This window comes from Flavobacterium kochi (genome assembly GCF_048286715.1).
Classification (GTDB): domain Bacteria; phylum Bacteroidota; class Bacteroidia; order Flavobacteriales; family Flavobacteriaceae; genus Flavobacterium.
Genome location: NZ_JBLVPW010000012.1, coordinates 12,764 through 28,632, shown reverse-complemented (window position 1 = coordinate 28,632; position 15,869 = coordinate 12,764). Strand labels below are relative to the sequence as shown.

General features: G+C 36.7%; 9 protein-coding genes. 6 read left to right on the top strand and 3 right to left on the bottom strand.

The annotated features are described in order from the left end of the window. Window positions 1-78 precede the first annotated feature (78 nt). Entirely contained in the window at window positions 79-834 is a 756-nt protein-coding gene (locus tag ACNQGH_RS12045) for an NUDIX hydrolase (protein WP_417956259.1), read from the bottom strand. Between the two features lie 334 nt (window positions 835-1,168). On the opposite strand from ACNQGH_RS12045, the gene ACNQGH_RS12040 reads away from it, so the two are divergent. Beyond that, window positions 1,169-3,499 (top strand): glycoside hydrolase family 3 C-terminal domain-containing protein, encoded by a 2,331-nt coding sequence (locus ACNQGH_RS12040; RefSeq protein ID WP_417956258.1) that lies wholly within the window; start codon window positions 1,169-1,171, stop codon window positions 3,497-3,499. 650 nt (window positions 3,500-4,149) lie between these two features. Here the strand turns inward: ACNQGH_RS12040 and ACNQGH_RS12035 are convergent. Together ACNQGH_RS12035 and gldJ are read right to left on the bottom strand one after the other, a co-directional pair. Next, the gene (locus ACNQGH_RS12035; RefSeq protein ID WP_417956257.1) at window positions 4,150-5,436 is read right to left on the bottom strand and encodes a UDP-N-acetylmuramoyl-tripeptide--D-alanyl-D-alanine ligase; all 1,287 of its coding nucleotides are present in this window, start codon (window positions 5,434-5,436) and stop codon (window positions 4,150-4,152) included. A 65-nt stretch (window positions 5,437-5,501) separates the two neighbouring features. Beyond that, a complete protein-coding gene (gene gldJ, locus ACNQGH_RS12030) occupies window positions 5,502-7,187 on the bottom strand; it encodes a gliding motility lipoprotein GldJ (protein ID WP_417956256.1) in 1,686 nt (561 codons plus the stop codon). A 212-nt stretch (window positions 7,188-7,399) separates the two neighbouring features. Here gldJ and porU point away from each other — a divergent pair, with 212 nt between their 5' ends. The 5 genes from porU to ACNQGH_RS12005 all read left to right on the top strand — a co-directional run bounded on the left by porU (window position 7,400) and on the right by ACNQGH_RS12005 (window position 15,804). Next, the gene (gene porU, locus ACNQGH_RS12025; RefSeq protein WP_417956255.1) at window positions 7,400-11,230 is read left to right on the top strand and encodes a type IX secretion system sortase PorU; all 3,831 of its coding nucleotides are present in this window, start codon (window positions 7,400-7,402) and stop codon (window positions 11,228-11,230) included. Window positions 11,231-11,268: 38 nt separating this feature from the next. Further along, window positions 11,269-12,438 (top strand): type IX secretion system outer membrane channel protein PorV, encoded by a 1,170-nt coding sequence (porV, locus tag ACNQGH_RS12020; RefSeq protein ID WP_417956254.1) that lies wholly within the window; start codon window positions 11,269-11,271, stop codon window positions 12,436-12,438. Window positions 12,439-12,513: 75 nt separating this feature from the next. Further along, window positions 12,514-12,996 (top strand): cytidine deaminase, encoded by a 483-nt coding sequence (gene cdd, locus ACNQGH_RS12015; protein ID WP_417956253.1) that lies wholly within the window; start codon window positions 12,514-12,516, stop codon window positions 12,994-12,996. A 146-nt stretch (window positions 12,997-13,142) separates the two neighbouring features. Beyond that, a complete protein-coding gene (gene pdhA, locus ACNQGH_RS12010) occupies window positions 13,143-14,141 on the top strand; it encodes a pyruvate dehydrogenase (acetyl-transferring) E1 component subunit alpha (RefSeq protein WP_417956252.1) in 999 nt (332 codons plus the stop codon). Window positions 14,142-14,148: 7 nt separating this feature from the next. Continuing rightward, window positions 14,149-15,804, top strand: a complete 1,656-nt coding sequence (locus ACNQGH_RS12005; protein WP_417956251.1) for a 2-oxo acid dehydrogenase subunit E2 — start codon at window positions 14,149-14,151, stop codon at window positions 15,802-15,804. Window positions 15,805-15,869 lie beyond the last annotated feature (65 nt).

Below are 15,869 nucleotides of genomic sequence, written 5' to 3'. Positions count from 1 at the left end.
TATTATTCAGTAAATTGGTGGCACGAATACTTTTTATTCCCCTTTGGGTCTTACTCGATTAATCATGGAATGAAAAAATTACCAACCCTGAGTTAAGCCACTCTTTACCACTTCTTCGTATTTATTTTTATCAAAACTATATAAATTAGGTGCCTTATGCGCTACATTACTTTTCTTTTCATCGAGTTTTGTCAGTATTCCGATTGCCGTTATTTTGCGAAGAAAATTTCTGCGATCGAGCTTTCTGCCCAATATGGTTTCATATAATTTTTGCAGCTGGGGAATCGTAAATTTTTCCGGAAGCAAATTATATCCTACCGGCATCAGATTCAACTCCATACGCAGTGTCTCTAATGCTTTGTCCAAAATTTCCTTGTGATCTAAAATCAATTCCGGCACTGAATCATGGTCAATCCATTCCACAATTTCCTCTTTACCTTCTGGTTGCGGAACCGTTTTTAAAAAATCCACCAACGCATAATAGCCCACTGTTACAAAACGATTCGTATACCAATGCCCTTCTTCCAACGGTATTCCGTAAAATTTCAAAACCTTATTACTAAAATGCTTTTCATTTCTTTTGACTGCACCAAAAGTAGAAAACTGCCTCAGAAAAATCCCTTTTAATCCAGTCCGACCATGCAAAATGGTAACTGCTGCCTGATCAATATCTTCATCAACAGGTATAAACCCTCCAGGCAATCCCCATTTATCACTGTAGTTTGTCTTTATCAATAATACTTTGAGCTGATTATCATGAAATCCGAAAATCACACAGTCTATTGATAAACCTGGCTGATATTTTTCCCTGTTATCTAAAATATTTTTTAGCATGTGTTTCTTTTTCTAGTAATGAAATTTTTAATTGTTTTTGCTGCGCAATTTAGCTCATTTTTTTAACGAAAATAAAGGAATGACCAATTTTCACATTCCTTTTTAGTTGCTTTGGTTTAAAAGTAAAAAAACAATTCAATCAAAGAAAAAAAAAGACTTCAATAATTAAATCATATTCCCACAAAAATCGACTAAAAAAAATATTTATAAAAAAAAATGCATTTTTTTTATGTCAAATGTGTTGTCAATCAAAAAAATATGTACTTTGCGTCAAAATAACACAATCATTTTTAAAGCAATAAATAATTACCAAAAAACAACCAAATTAAAGATTATGAAAAAAATTTTTTTACTACTAATTGGGATTACTCTGTCGACTCAATCGTATGCCCAAACTGTAGATTATAGAGAAAAAGCTAAAAACTTAGTTGCAAAAATGACACTTGAAGAAAAAGCTTCCCTGTGTTCAGGAGCAACAGCATGGTCCACAAAAGCAATCGCAAGACTTGGAATTCCTTCTATTTTTATGACTGACGGCCCACATGGTTTACGTAAAGCGGAAGGATTCGATTTTACCAATAGCGTTCCTGCAACCTGTTTCCCAACGGCTTCGGCACTTGCTTCTTCCTGGAATCCTGCGTTGGCACAAAAAATGGGTGAAGCATTAGCGATAGAATCCCAGGCAAACGATGTACAAATCCTTTTAGGACCTGGTGTAAATATGAAAAGATCTCCCCTGGGAGGAAGAAATTTCGAATATTTCTCTGAAGACCCAATACTGGCCGGAACCATAGCAACCAGCTTTATCAATGGTGTTCAAAGTCAAGGTGTAGGAACTTCAATGAAGCACTTTGCCGCAAATAGTCAAGAGACAGAACGTATGTCTAACAGTTCTAATGTAGATGAGCGTACGTTGAATGAAATTTATTTTCCTGCATTTGAAATGGCAGTAAAAAATGCGCAACCATGGACCGTTATGTGTTCTTATAATAAGGTAAACGGGGTATATGCTTCCGAGAATCCTTATTTATTGGATGAAATGCTAAGGAAAAAATGGGGTTTCAAAGGATTTGTAGTTTCCGACTGGGGTGCCGTAAATGAAAGGGCTGCCGGAGTTGATGCGGGATTAGGTTTAGAAATGCCGGCAAGTGGGGGTTTTAATGACAAAAAAATTGTCGATGCCGTAAAAAAAGGAACTTTATCCGAAGCCCGATTAGACGAAATTGTAACCGATGTGGTTGCTATTACGCTAAAAGCAAAAGACAGTCATAAAAAAGGAATTGTTGTAGACAAAGTAAAACACAACGATCTTGCCAGACAGGTCAGTGGCGAATGTATTGTTTTATTGAAAAATGACAACGCACTATTGCCCCTTTCCTCTTCTTTGAAAAAAATAGCCATTGTAGGTGATTTTGCAAAAACACCACGCTATCAGGGAGCAGGAAGTTCACAAGTACGTCCTACACAAATTGTAAATGCGCTTGATGAGTTGCAAAAAATGGCGAAAGGAACGCAATTTTCTTTTTCAACAGGTTACAACTCAGCAGGAGAAACGGATGATGCAAAAATTGCTGAAGCAGTGCAAAACGCAAAAAATGCCGAATTGGTTATTGTTTTTGCAGGTCTGCCAGACTCTTATGAATCAGAAGGTTTTGACAGAAAAAACATGGACATGCCCGACGGGCATAACAAATTAGTTGCAGCTGTTGCAAAAGTAAATAAAAACGTGGTGGTCGTGTTAATGAATGGAGCCGCTGTATCAATGCCTTGGAAAAACGATGTTTCTGCCATTGTAGAAGCTTATCTTGGAGGTCAAGCCGGTGGTGGCGCTGTTGCTGATGTGCTGACTGGAAAGGTAAATCCTTCCGGAAAATTATCTGAAACGTTCCCTCTGCGTTTGGAAGACACTCCAACGGCGATGGATTTCCCTTCGAGAGACGGAAATGCAAACTATGGCGAAGGCATTTTTATTGGATACCGTTATTACGACAAAAAGAAAATTGAACCTAACTTTCCTTTTGGCTACGGCTTGAGTTATACCTCCTTCGCCTATTCTGACATAAAAGCAAATAGGACTTCCGCCAAAGATACCGATGCGATTACAATTTCAATAAAAGTAAAAAACACAGGTAAAGTACCCGGTAAAGAAGTTGCAGAATTGTATGTTCACGAACAAGTGACCGAGATATCAAGACCTGAAAACGAGTTGAAACATTTTGAAAAAGTAGCTTTATTGCCAGGAGAAGAAAAAACAGTTACGTTCCAATTAACTTCACGTGATTTTGCTTATTTCAATTCAAAATCTCATGATTGGGCAATAAAATCAGGAAAATTTGACATCCGTATCGGAGGTTCTTCCCGTGATTTACCTTTGCAGCAAACTATTGATATTCAATCTACAAAAACACCAAAAATTATTTTTACGCGGGAATCATTATTCAAAGAATTCAAAAATGCACCAAACAGTGCTGCACTATATGCTCAGCTTGTTCAAAGTTTCACCGGTGAGAATAAAAAAGCGCAGACTGAAGACGAGAAAAAAGCAGCTTCATTTTTAGAAGCAATGTTGGCAGATATGCCAATAAACAAATTTCTTTTGCTGTCAGGAGGTAAGTTTACTGAAGAAAACCTAGACGCTCTGTTGAAAGAGGCCAATAAGAATTAGAAAATTAGTGGTTGTTCGTTAATTGTTAATTAAAAAAGTATTGAAACAGAATTTAAAAGAGGTTGTCCTTACAGACAACCTCTCATTTAAACTCCCTCTTTATCAAATGTATTGTCCTAATTTAATACTATAACTACAAGTTCTTTAGGAGAATTGATTAGAGTCAATACTTTTTTTATTTTTATCCTTTTCAACATCCCTGCATTTATAATAAATAAAAAAAATACCGCATCAAATATATTAATTTTCAGTTATAAAGCCTGTTGCTTTATTAAAATATAAAAGGTATTTCCAGATATTAACACAAATAGCAAAGCCTTTACAATAAAAAAAAACAATTCAATTCGTCAAATTTCTCAACAAATACAGCGGTTTCACAGGCAACATTTTCCTTTTATTATTCTTATTTTTTTTCAAAGCACTTCCAAAATAAGATATTCCTTTTCCTAATAATTACATTTCACCAATTCAAAAGTCTCTTTCAGAGACCCTCCGCAGCAGACAAAACCACGCATTAAAACAAAACTACTCCGCCCAACAACCCATCGCAATGCAAATTGAATTGGATTTTTAAGGAGCATTTTAAGGAAGCAAAAAAAGCCATCATTTCCATTCATGATAGCGATTAAATTTCAAAATAACAGGAATTTCTAGTACAAGAAATCCAAAGTTCGCTCTAAAGCCATTCCTCTGGATCCTTTTATCAGTAGCATGCTATTTTCAATTTTTGTTGCTTTTAAATGACTTGCAAAAGCCTCAAACGCATCATAAAAATAGAAATTATCTTTATCAACTCTCGTATCATAAAATGCTTTGCCGATAAAATAACAGGTCACATTTTCTTCATTAGACAGCATTGTTACAATCGCCTTATGCTCTAGTTGCGTCTCCTGACCCAACTCAAACATGTCACCCAATATCATAATCTTATTTGGATGATCCAATTGTATGAAATTGGTAATGGCAACAGACATGCTACTCGGATTAGCATTGTAGGCATCCAGAATAATTTGATTCGTTCCTTTGGTTACGAGTTGCGATCTATTGTTTTCCGGAATATAACTTTCCAATGCCTCTTTAATGGCAGTATCATCAACGCTAAAATACTTTCCTATAGCAAGTGCCGCATTAATGTTATTGGCATTGTATAATCCTATTAAATGAGATACGACTGTATGATCAGCATACTTTATTTCCACAAACGGATTCGCTTTCACAGCCGTTATATTCACATTTGCACTTTCTTTATTGATACCAAAAGTATACGCTTTCAGGATTTTTGCTTTTTCAACCTGAATCGGATCTTCCAAATTTATAAAAGCCAGTTTGTCATTTTCCAAAAGATAGTGATACATCTCGCTTTTCGCTTCAATAACCCCTTCCACTCCGCCAAAACCCTCCAAATGGGCTTTACCAAAATTAGTTATATAACCGTAATCCGGTTTGGCTAATTCACAAAGGAATTCTATTTCTTTTTTGTGATTGGCACCCATTTCTACAATACCTATTTCAGTTTCTGAATCAAAAGAAAGCAAAGTCAACGGTACTCCGATATGGTTATTCAAATTGCCAATTGTTGCCTTGGTTTTATATTTTTTCGAAAGAACAACATGAATAAGCTCTTTTGTAGTTGTCTTCCCATTGCTTCCGGTAAGAGCAATTATGGGCAATTTTAAATAGGCCCTATGAAACTTTGCTAATTCCTGTAAAGCAATTAGACTGTCTTCAACCAAAATAGTTCTCTGATCAATAAAATATTCTTTATTATCGATAATGACATAGGAAGCTCCTTTTTCTAAGGCTTCTATAGCAAATGTATTGGCGTCGAAACGATCTCCTTTTATGGCAACAAATAATGAGTCTGGCACAATTTTACGAGTATCTATTGAAACTGATTTACATTTTAAAAACAAACTATGAATGTAATTGATATCCATTTAAAAACGATTTAAAAAATAAAAGCCCTAATCAAAGGGCTTTTTATTACAATTTTATATTAAAACTAATTTCTTGCTGATTTTTTCTTATCTGCTTTAGCTCCCACTCTTGACATGGCACATCTAAATCCGATATAATCCGTAGCCATATCCTGAGGGAAATACCTTCTTTGTGCCGGATCTAACCAATAAGCTCTGTCTCTCCAAGACCCTCCTTTGTAAACTCTTACTTCATCATTTATCAAAGTTGTTCTTTTGCTTGACTTATCGTACTTTCTTACCATTTTCCCTAAACTGTCTGTAGTAACATTGTGTTTAGGAGAATTGTACATGATTTTTTCTTCTTTTTGTTTGTCATTTTCTGATTCAGAAGAACCAAAATTATAATATCTGGTAGATTGTTTATCACCATCTCTATAATTGATATTATTACTTTTATCAAAATTCTGTCTCAAATAAGTTTCTTGTTCATCAACAGGAACCTGAGCAATTTGACCTGGAAAATTTCTGGCAATTATTCTTCCATTACTTAACGTATCATATTTCATGTTCTCTTTAGTAACGATCTCAACTTTACCGTCTGCCCCAATTTTATTTTTAGTGTATTGATTCCCTCTAAAATAATTAAAATCATTCGATTCATTGTCAATAATAGGTCTGTAAACATCTTGAACCCATTCGGCTACGTTTCCAGCCATATCGTACAATCCAAAATCATTTGCCGGGTAACTTTTCACAGCATTAGTAATATCGGCTCCGTCATCAGACCAACCCGCTATACCACCATAATCTCCATTTCCTTGTTTGAAATTGGCTAACTGATCTCCCTTACTTTGTCTTTTTCCGGAACGAGTATACGTTCCTGACCAAGGATATTTTTTCTGACCCTTGTAAATGTTGTATTCCCTTTGTCCAACATCTGCTGCCGCTGCATATTCCCATTCAGCTTCAGTAGGAAGTCTGTATTCTGGAAGTATAATCCCGGAAGAGCGTTGTGCATATACATTTTTTTGTTCTGTAACCTTACCGTCTTTTCCAGCTTTTGGTGCTTTTTTACCCCCTTTTCCTCCTTTTAAAACGATTTCCTCATTTCCACCATAAGTTGATGTAGGACTATTCAGATACGTTTCAGTACTAAAAGAACTTTCAGCAGTTACGTCTTGCGTTTTTGCATTTTTCTTAAGGTATCCGTTTTTTTCTAAAACTGCTTCATTCACACGATCCGTTCTCCATTTACTGAACTCAACTGCCTGAATCCAATTTACACCCACAACAGGGTAATTGGCATAAGAGGGATGTCTCAAATAATTATTGGTCATCGTTTCATTATAACCCAATCTATTTCTCCAAACCAAAGTGTCAGGAGATGCGCCTTCATATATATTTTTGTAATTTTCTTCAGTTGGCGGAAAAACATTTTTTAACCAATCTAAATATTCTAAGTACATGAAGTTTGTCACTTCAGTCTCATCCATATAAAACGATTGAACATGCTGCTGTGTTGGAGTATTGTTCCAATCATGCATAACATCATCTTCAACTTTACCCATTGTAAATGTCCCGCCTTCCACAAAAACAAGACCCGGTCCAGCTATTTGCTTTTTGGCCCCTGAAGCTTTTTTGCCATCTACATTCCAGCCAGTCGCTCGTGATGCATTTTTTGAGCTAGACTTTTTGCTACAACTCGCTAAACCCACAATCAATATCATAGATATCATCAATCGTAAGGTCATAATTTTGTTTAGTTTCATACTCTTTAGTAGGTAATAATTTAGGTGCCGCAATATAAATAATTAACCATTACCCTGCAACATCCTTTTTTAATAAATTTTATCCATTAAATTTTATCAGAAAATCATACAATAAAAACGCAAATTTATAATATTTATTATTTACTATCATACTAAATGATTTATTTTTACTCATTGATAACAATTCACTATTCATCCCGTTTAAAAAAATAATGAGAAAAATAATTCTGGCCTGCTTATGCTTACTTTCTTTTGTTTCTTTTGCTCAAATTAGAGGCGATGTAACTATTGAATGGTTAGAAAAAAAGGAACTGTTTTTTGGTGATTTCAAAATAAATGTTCCTCAATTTTCCGGGAGCGGCTATCAGTATGATGTTTCAAAAAAAGCACTGTTTTACACGCTTAACCTATCAGAATCAGCTTCATTTAATGAAAATAATCTTCAAATCACAAATGTGGTATACGAACCGGTCCTCCCCTCTGAACTTGGCGAATTAGCCTTGGAAAACATACCAGCAACCCCGAATGCCTCCCTGAGAATTGTAAATTCCAGAGAAATAAGACAAGCCTTCCTTTCCTTATCGCCAATTATAAAAGAGAACTTCGGATACCAACGCATCAAATCATTTTCTTACAGCGTAAAAAGCAGTTCTTCCAAAATTTCACCATCCGGAAAAAGTGCAAATAGTATTTCTAATTCTGTTTTGGCTTCCGGAGATTGGTATCGATTTTATATCGAGAAATCTGGTGTTTATAAAATTTCCAAAAGTTTTTTGCAGCAATTAGGGCTCAACACCAGCAGCATCGACCCAAAAAAAATAAAAATCTATGGTAATGGGGGTAAAATGCTGCCGCTATCCAACAGCCTTTATTACCCTCAGGATTTAACCGAAAACCCAATTCAAATTATTGGTGAAAGCGATGGTATTTTCGACAATGACGACGCTGTCTTGTTTTATGCCGAAGGACTCGACACCTGGAATGAAGAAAGTCAAACCTTCAACAACCTATACGATACAAAATCCTACTATTACATAACAGTCCAGGGAGATAACGGAAAAAGAATTCCGCAAATGACACAACCCAGCGGAAACAGTTCGGTAACATTAAATACGTTCGACGACCACCAATACCATGAATTAGATCTTGTAAACATTGCACATCTTGGTCGTCAATGGTTTGGAGAATCATTTGACATCAATCAGGAACAGGAATTTGAGTTTAATTTCCCAAACTGCGATACAGCAACGCCAATAAAAATCCTGGCAACAACCGCTGCTGCTGCTTTTACGCCAACCTCTTTCAAAGTGGCCGCAAATGGCCAGGAAGTCGGCACCATAGCATTCCCTGCTTTGAACACCAATGCAGACACAGAATTCAATTTGGGCTTTCTACCCAATGCCACTTCTTTTGCCGGCTCTGAAAATGTAAAAATAAAACTGACCTACAACAACAACGGTGTCCCTGGCTCAAAAGGGTATTTGGACAATATTCGGCTTATCGCCAAAAGAAAACTTCAGGGTTATGCAAAGCAGTTTGCTTTTCAATACGATTTATCAAATTCAAGCCTTGGCATTGTAAGTTATTCCATTTCCAACGCAACCGGTATTTCTCAAGTTTGGGATGTTACTGATTTATATAATGTCACCAAAGCCGAAAATTCAAATCAAAGCTCATTTACTTTCAAAGCAAATTTAGGAGAACTCAGAAAATATGTTGCTATCGATGCAGCAGACTACTTCACTCCTTTAACAGACGGCAAACCGAAAATTGCCAATCAGAACTTAAAAGGAACGCTTTTCAAAAACGCTCAAGGTCAATTCCAGGATATTGATTACGTCATTATAGCACCCGCTTTCTTAACAACACAGGCGGAGAAATTAGCCAATTTTCATCGCACCACTTCTAATCTGAATGTAAAGGTAATTGCTCTTGAATCCATTTACCAAGAATTTTCATCAGGAAAACAAGACATTTCTGCCATAAGAAATTGCGTGAAATACATCTATGAAAACGCTTCAGCAGCCGAAAAAAGAATAAAATATGCAAACCTTTTTGGCGACGCTTCTTATGATTTTAAAAACAGAATAGCCAACAACACTAATATTGTTCCAATTTATCATTCCCTAAAAAGCAATACAACGGGCGAAGCTTCCTTTGCCTCTGATGATTTTTATGGATTGATGAATGCTAGCGAAGGGAATATCGTTTCTTATTTTGGAGGAATCGATATTGCCGTTGGAAGAATGCTGGTGAACGACACAAAGCAGGCTGATGAAATGGTCAACAAAATCATTGAATACCATGATTTAAAATCTTACGGAAGCTGGAGAAATAATTTTGTCTTGATTTGCGACGATGCTGATCAGTCATCGGACGCAAGTCTGCAAACCAGGCAAAATAATTTAGCAGATGTCATTGCTGCCGAAAAACCATTTTTGAATGTCCGTAAAATACTATTGGATTCTTATGTTCAGGAAGCTTCTGCCGGAGGCTTTCGATATCCAAAGGCAAGAACTGATCTTTTTAATGCCTTCGAAAAAGGGGCTTTGGTATTTAATTATTTAGGACATGGTGGCGAGGATGGCTTATCAAGCGAACGTATCTGGGAAAAATCAGATGGTCAAAATTTAAGCAATCAATACAAATATCCATTATTCATAACCATAACTTGTGAATTCTCCCGTTTTGACAATCCTTCCAGACCAACTGCCGGAGAATATACCTATTGGAATCCAAAAGGCGGAGCAATTGCTATGATCACAACGATACGGGCAATAGGACAATATAGCGCCGAAAACTTCAACGACACACTTTCTAAAAACTTATTGTCCTTTGGATCAAATCAATACACTTCTATTGCAGAAGCACTGAGAATCTCCAAGAACAGCAATCCAAACTCAGCGACCAATGTCGTTTTTTATATTGGCGATCCTGCATTGATGCTGGCGATACCCAAACCAAAAATAAGTCTTACTAAAGTAAACGACGTTTCAATTTCCCAACCTATTGATGATTTCAAATCATTGGCAAAGATTAAACTGACAGGAGAAGTTACAGACGAAAACAACAATTTGCTTACCAACTATAATGGCGAAGTTGCCACTACTGTTTTTGACAAAATTATTTCAAGAACAACATTCAACAACGACGGAAACAGCGCACCTATAAATTTCAATGTTTTGGGCGAAACTATTTTTCGGGGAAATGCATCCGTTACTAATGGCAAATTCGAATTTAGCTTTGTTGTTCCTAGAGACATTAGAATCCCATTAGCCAATGGAAGAATCAGTTTCTATGCAAAAAAAAATCAAATATTAGAAAATCAAACGGGCTATAATACCACTATAAAAGTGGGTGGTATTAATGAAAATGCAGTTGCGGACAATATTAGTCCAAGAGTTAAGTTATATATGAATGACGAGACTTTTGTTTCGGGAGGCACAACCAATGAATCGCCTTTCCTACTTGCTTTTCTTGAAGATGAAAATGGTATAAATACAGCCAGTGGAATTGGTCATGACATTGTTGCAATACTAGACGGCGATGTGAATAATCCTTACATTTTAAATGATTATTACCAAACAAAATTAGACGATTACACAAATGGAACGCTTCGATTTCCGTTTCGTAATTTACCTGTAGGATTACATACAATTTCATTCAAAGCTTGGGACGTATACAACAACCCCATAATTACCGAAATTCAGTTTGTAGTAGTTGGTGATGAAACGTTAACATTAACCCATGTATTGAACTACCCCAACCCATTTGTCAACTACACTGAGTTTTGGTTTACACATAACAGACCTTACGAAGCATTAGACGTTCAGGTCCAAGTTATGACAATAACCGGTAAAGTGGTTTGGACGAAAAATCAAATTGTTTTAACCGAAGGATTTTTATCAAAAGAAATCACCTGGGACGGCAAAGATGATTTTGGAAGTAAAATCGGGAAAGGAGTCTATATTTATAAACTCACGGTGAGATCAAACTTGACAAATAAAAAAACTGAAAAGTTTGAAAAACTTGTAATACTTTAATATTATACTATATTTGTTTAATCAATATTCTTACAATAATGAAAAAAATTACGTCGGTTTTCATCTGTTTATTTATTATTTCACTTGCTAAAGCGCAAGATCGAGTTATAACTACAGGAGTTCCGTTTTTATTGGTATCTGCTGATGCGAGAGCGGCAGGGATGGCCGATATAGGTGTCGCGTCATCTTCAGATGCTTTTTCACAACAATGGAACCCAGCAAAATATGCTTTTGCACTAGATAAACAAGGCTTTTCCGTGAGTTACACTCCTTATCTTACTGATTTGGTAAACGATATTTCATTGGGACAATTAACCTATTACAATAAACTCAACGAACGAAGTGCATTCGCCGCAAGCTTTAGATATTTTGGTTTAGGCGAAATCGAATTACGTGAAACAGGTAATGTGGATGAAGTACCACGAATAGTTTCTCCAAATGAATTTGCTTTTGACGGTTCCTATTCCTTAAAATTAAGTGAAAGATTCTCAATGGCAGTTGCGGGACGCTATATCCATTCCAGTCTAAAAGTGGCAACTGACAATGGAGATGCTTCACCAGCAAGCTCATTTGCAGTTGATGTGGCAGGATTCTATCAATCAGAAGAAATTGCCTATACTGACTTTAACGGAAGATGGAGAGCAGGATTTAACATTCAAAATTTAGGTCCGAAAATAAGTTATGACAATGACGAATTCAGTACCAATTTTTTACCTGCCAATTTAAAAATAGGAACTGGATTTGATTTCATATTAGACGATTTCAATAAAGTAGCCTTAAATCTGGAATTCAATAAATTACTAGTACCGACTCCACAAAATCCAGATTTAAATGGAGACGGAACAGTAACTAGTGAGGAAAGAGCACAAAACCAACAGGACTACCGCTCTATCGGATGGGTTTCAGGAGTTTTTAAATCGTTTGGAGATGCTCCGGATGGCTTCAGTGAAGAATTAAAAGAATTCACTTATGCGGCTGGTGCCGAGTACTCGTACCAGGATTCATTTGCCATGCGCCTGGGATATTTCCACGAAAGCCCAGAAAAAGGGGCCAGGCAGTTTTTCTCGCTTGGGGCAGGATTTAAATATACCATTGTAAAAGTAGACCTATCTTATTTATTCTCTGCATCAAAAGTAAAAAACCCGTTAGAGAATACGCTTAGATTTTCACTTACATTTAATTTTGGTGATAAATATGACGAATATTAATTACGGCTTTAAAATATAAACTTCAAATCCAAATTTCATAGCGTTGAAATTTGGATTTTTTTTCCTGTAAAAAGAATGAAAGAAATTATTATTACGACACAATTCAGTGTTTTTGATTCTCTTGAAGAGGTATCCAATGACATATGTGAATTAATGGAGCAAGCTGTAGCTGTCAGAAAGAATGCTTATGCCCCTTATTCGAAATTTAGAGTCGGCGCAGCAATTCTTTTAGACAATGGAAAGATTGTATTGGGATCCAACCAGGAAAATGCAGCATACCCTTCCGGTCTTTGCGCTGAACGCGTTGCTATTTTTCAGGCAGGAGCAATTTATCCTGATGCGAAAATTTTAAAAATGGCGCTAACTGCTGCTTCAGACACGAACAAAACAACACAACCTATACCCCCTTGCGGTGCTTGCAGACAGTCAATAGCAGAATATGAAATAAAACAGGACACCCCCATTGAAATCTACTTCATGGGAGAAACAGGGGCTATTTACAAATCGGCATCCCTAAAAAATTTACTCCCTTTCATGTTTGACAAAAGCTTCTTGTAAAAAAAAACCAAAAACTAGCTTATAAATTTTACTTCTTAGCAGGAATGTCTTATTTTTGCATTTCGCAAATTTGTTGGAGGAAACCATTTTGCGTTATAGGTACCAATTGATAACACAATAACACTTTAGCAAAAGAATTAATTCAGATGAAAGAAGTTACAAAAGAAGTTTATTTAAAGTGGTATGAAGATATGCTGCTTTGGAGAAAGTTTGAGGACAAACTTGCCGCATTATACATACAACAAAAAGTTAGAGGATTTCTACACTTATATAATGGTCAAGAAGCTGTTTTAGCAGGTGCGTTACATGCAATGGACTTGACAAAAGACAAAATGATTACCGCTTATCGAAATCACGTTCAACCAATCGGAATGGGTGTTGACCCAAGACGCATAATGGCTGAGCTAATGGGAAAAGTTACCGGAACATCCAAAGGAATGGGTGGTTCTATGCATATTTTCTCTAAAGAACACCGTTTTTATGGTGGTCACGGAATTGTAGGCGGACAAATTCCTGTAGGGGCCGGACTGGCTTTTGCAGATAAATATTTTGAAACTGGAGGAGTTACTATGACCTATTTTGGTGATGGCGCCGCTCGTCAAGGTTCTTTACACGAATCATTCAACATGGCCATGTTATGGAAACTTCCAGTAGTATTTATCGTTGAAAACAACGGTTACGCTATGGGAACTTCTGTAGAACGAACTGCAAATCATACTGATATCTGGAAATTAGGTTTAGGATACGAAATGCCTTGCGGACCTGTTGACGGAATGAATCCCGTAAAAGTTGCCGAAGCAATGACAGAAGCTATTGATAGAGCACGTCGTGGGGACGGACCAACTTTCCTTGAAATGAAAACCTATCGTTACAGAGGACATTCCATGTCTGATGCACAATTATACCGCTCGAAAGAAGAAGTAGAAGAATACAAAAAAATTGATCCGATTACACAAGTTTTAGATGTAATAAAAGATCAAAAATACGCTACTGAGGAAGAGATTGAAATAATTGACCAAAGGGTAAAAGATTTAGTGGAAGAATGCGTAAAATTCGCAGAAGAATCACCTTATCCTGAAATTCAACAATTGTACGACGTAGTCTACGCACAAGAAAACTATCCATTTTTACCTCATAAACTATAAATCAATTATGGCAACAATAATAACAATGCCTCGTTTGAGCGATACGATGACGGAAGGAACGGTAGCGACCTGGCTAAAAAAAGTAGGAGACAAAATCAGCGAAGGAGATATCCTTGCAGAAATTGAAACTGACAAAGCAACAATGGAATTTGAATCTTTCAACGAAGGGACTCTTTTATACATAGGCATTCCTGAAGGAGAGACTGCACCTGTAGATTCTTTACTGGCAATCATCGGAAATGACGGTGAAGATGTTTCAGCTTTGATAGCTGGAAAAACCACTACCGCGACTGAAGAAGCAAAACCAGCAGCCGCTGAAACAGCAACTGCTCCGGAAGTTAAAAAAGAAGAAACAACTGCTCCGGCTCCAGCAGCTGCCTCTTTACCAAAAGATGTAATAGTAGTTACTATGCCTCGATTGAGCGACACTATGACTGAAGGAACCGTTGCTACCTGGTTGAAAAAAGTAGGTGATAAAGTTTCAGAAGGTGATATTCTTGCTGAAATCGAAACTGACAAAGCAACTATGGAATTTGAATCCTTCAATGAAGGAACTTTATTATATATAGGAATTCAAGAAGGGAATACTGCACCAGTTGACAGTCTTTTAGCGATCATTGGACCTGAAGGAACTGATATTAGCGGTATCGCTGAAAATTATAAAACCGGAGAAACTCCACAAGCTGCCGTTGCAACTGAAGAAGCAAAACCAGCAGCAGCTGAAAAAGCAGCCGAACCAATTGTACAAGAAGCATCAACTGATGGTCAACGAATTTTAGCATCACCCCTAGCGAAGAAAATCGCAACGGACAAAGGAATTCAATTGACTCAGGTAAAAGGTTCTGGTGAAAACGGACGTATTGTAAAAAGCGATATAGAAAACTTTACACCTCAAACTACTGCTGCACCGGCAACTGCAACTACTGCGCCAGCCAAAACAGAAACTGTTGCTGCAGCAAAACCTTTTGTTCCGGCAGGAGAAGTTTTTACAGAGGAAATCAAGAATTCGCAAATGCGAAAAATCATTGCTAAACGTTTAGCAGAATCCTTATTTACAGCTCCACATTACAACTTAGTAATAGAGGTAACGATGGACGACGCAATGAAATCAAGAGCTATTATTAACAGCGTTCCAGATACAAAAGTATCTTTTAACGACATGGTGATAAAAGCCTGTGCATTAGCTTTGAAAAAACACCCGAAAATAAATTCACAGTGGAGAGAAGATGCAATCATTATCAACCATCATGTGAATATTGGAGTTGCCGTAGCTGTTGAAGACGGACTGGTGGTTCCTGTATTACGATTTACAGACGCTATGAGTTTATCTCAAATTGGCGGAAACGTAAGAGATCTTGCAGGAAGAGCTAAGAACAAAAAACTATTACCTACTGAAATGGAAGGAAGTACTTTTACCGTTTCTAATCTTGGAATGTTTGGCATCACCGAATTCAACTCGATCATCAACCAACCGAATTCTGCAATCCTTTCAGTAGGAGCCATTGTAGAAAAACCGGTAGTAAAAAATGGTCAGATTGTGGTAGGAAATACAATGATGCTATCCTTAGCTTGCGATCACAGAACAATTGATGGCGCTACAGGAGCTCAATTTTTACAAACATTGAAACAATTCATAGAAAACCCGGTTACGATGCTTGCGTAATAACTTGGTCTTTAAAATTCAAATCCCGTTATGAAGTTCATAACGGGATTTTTTTATACCTTACA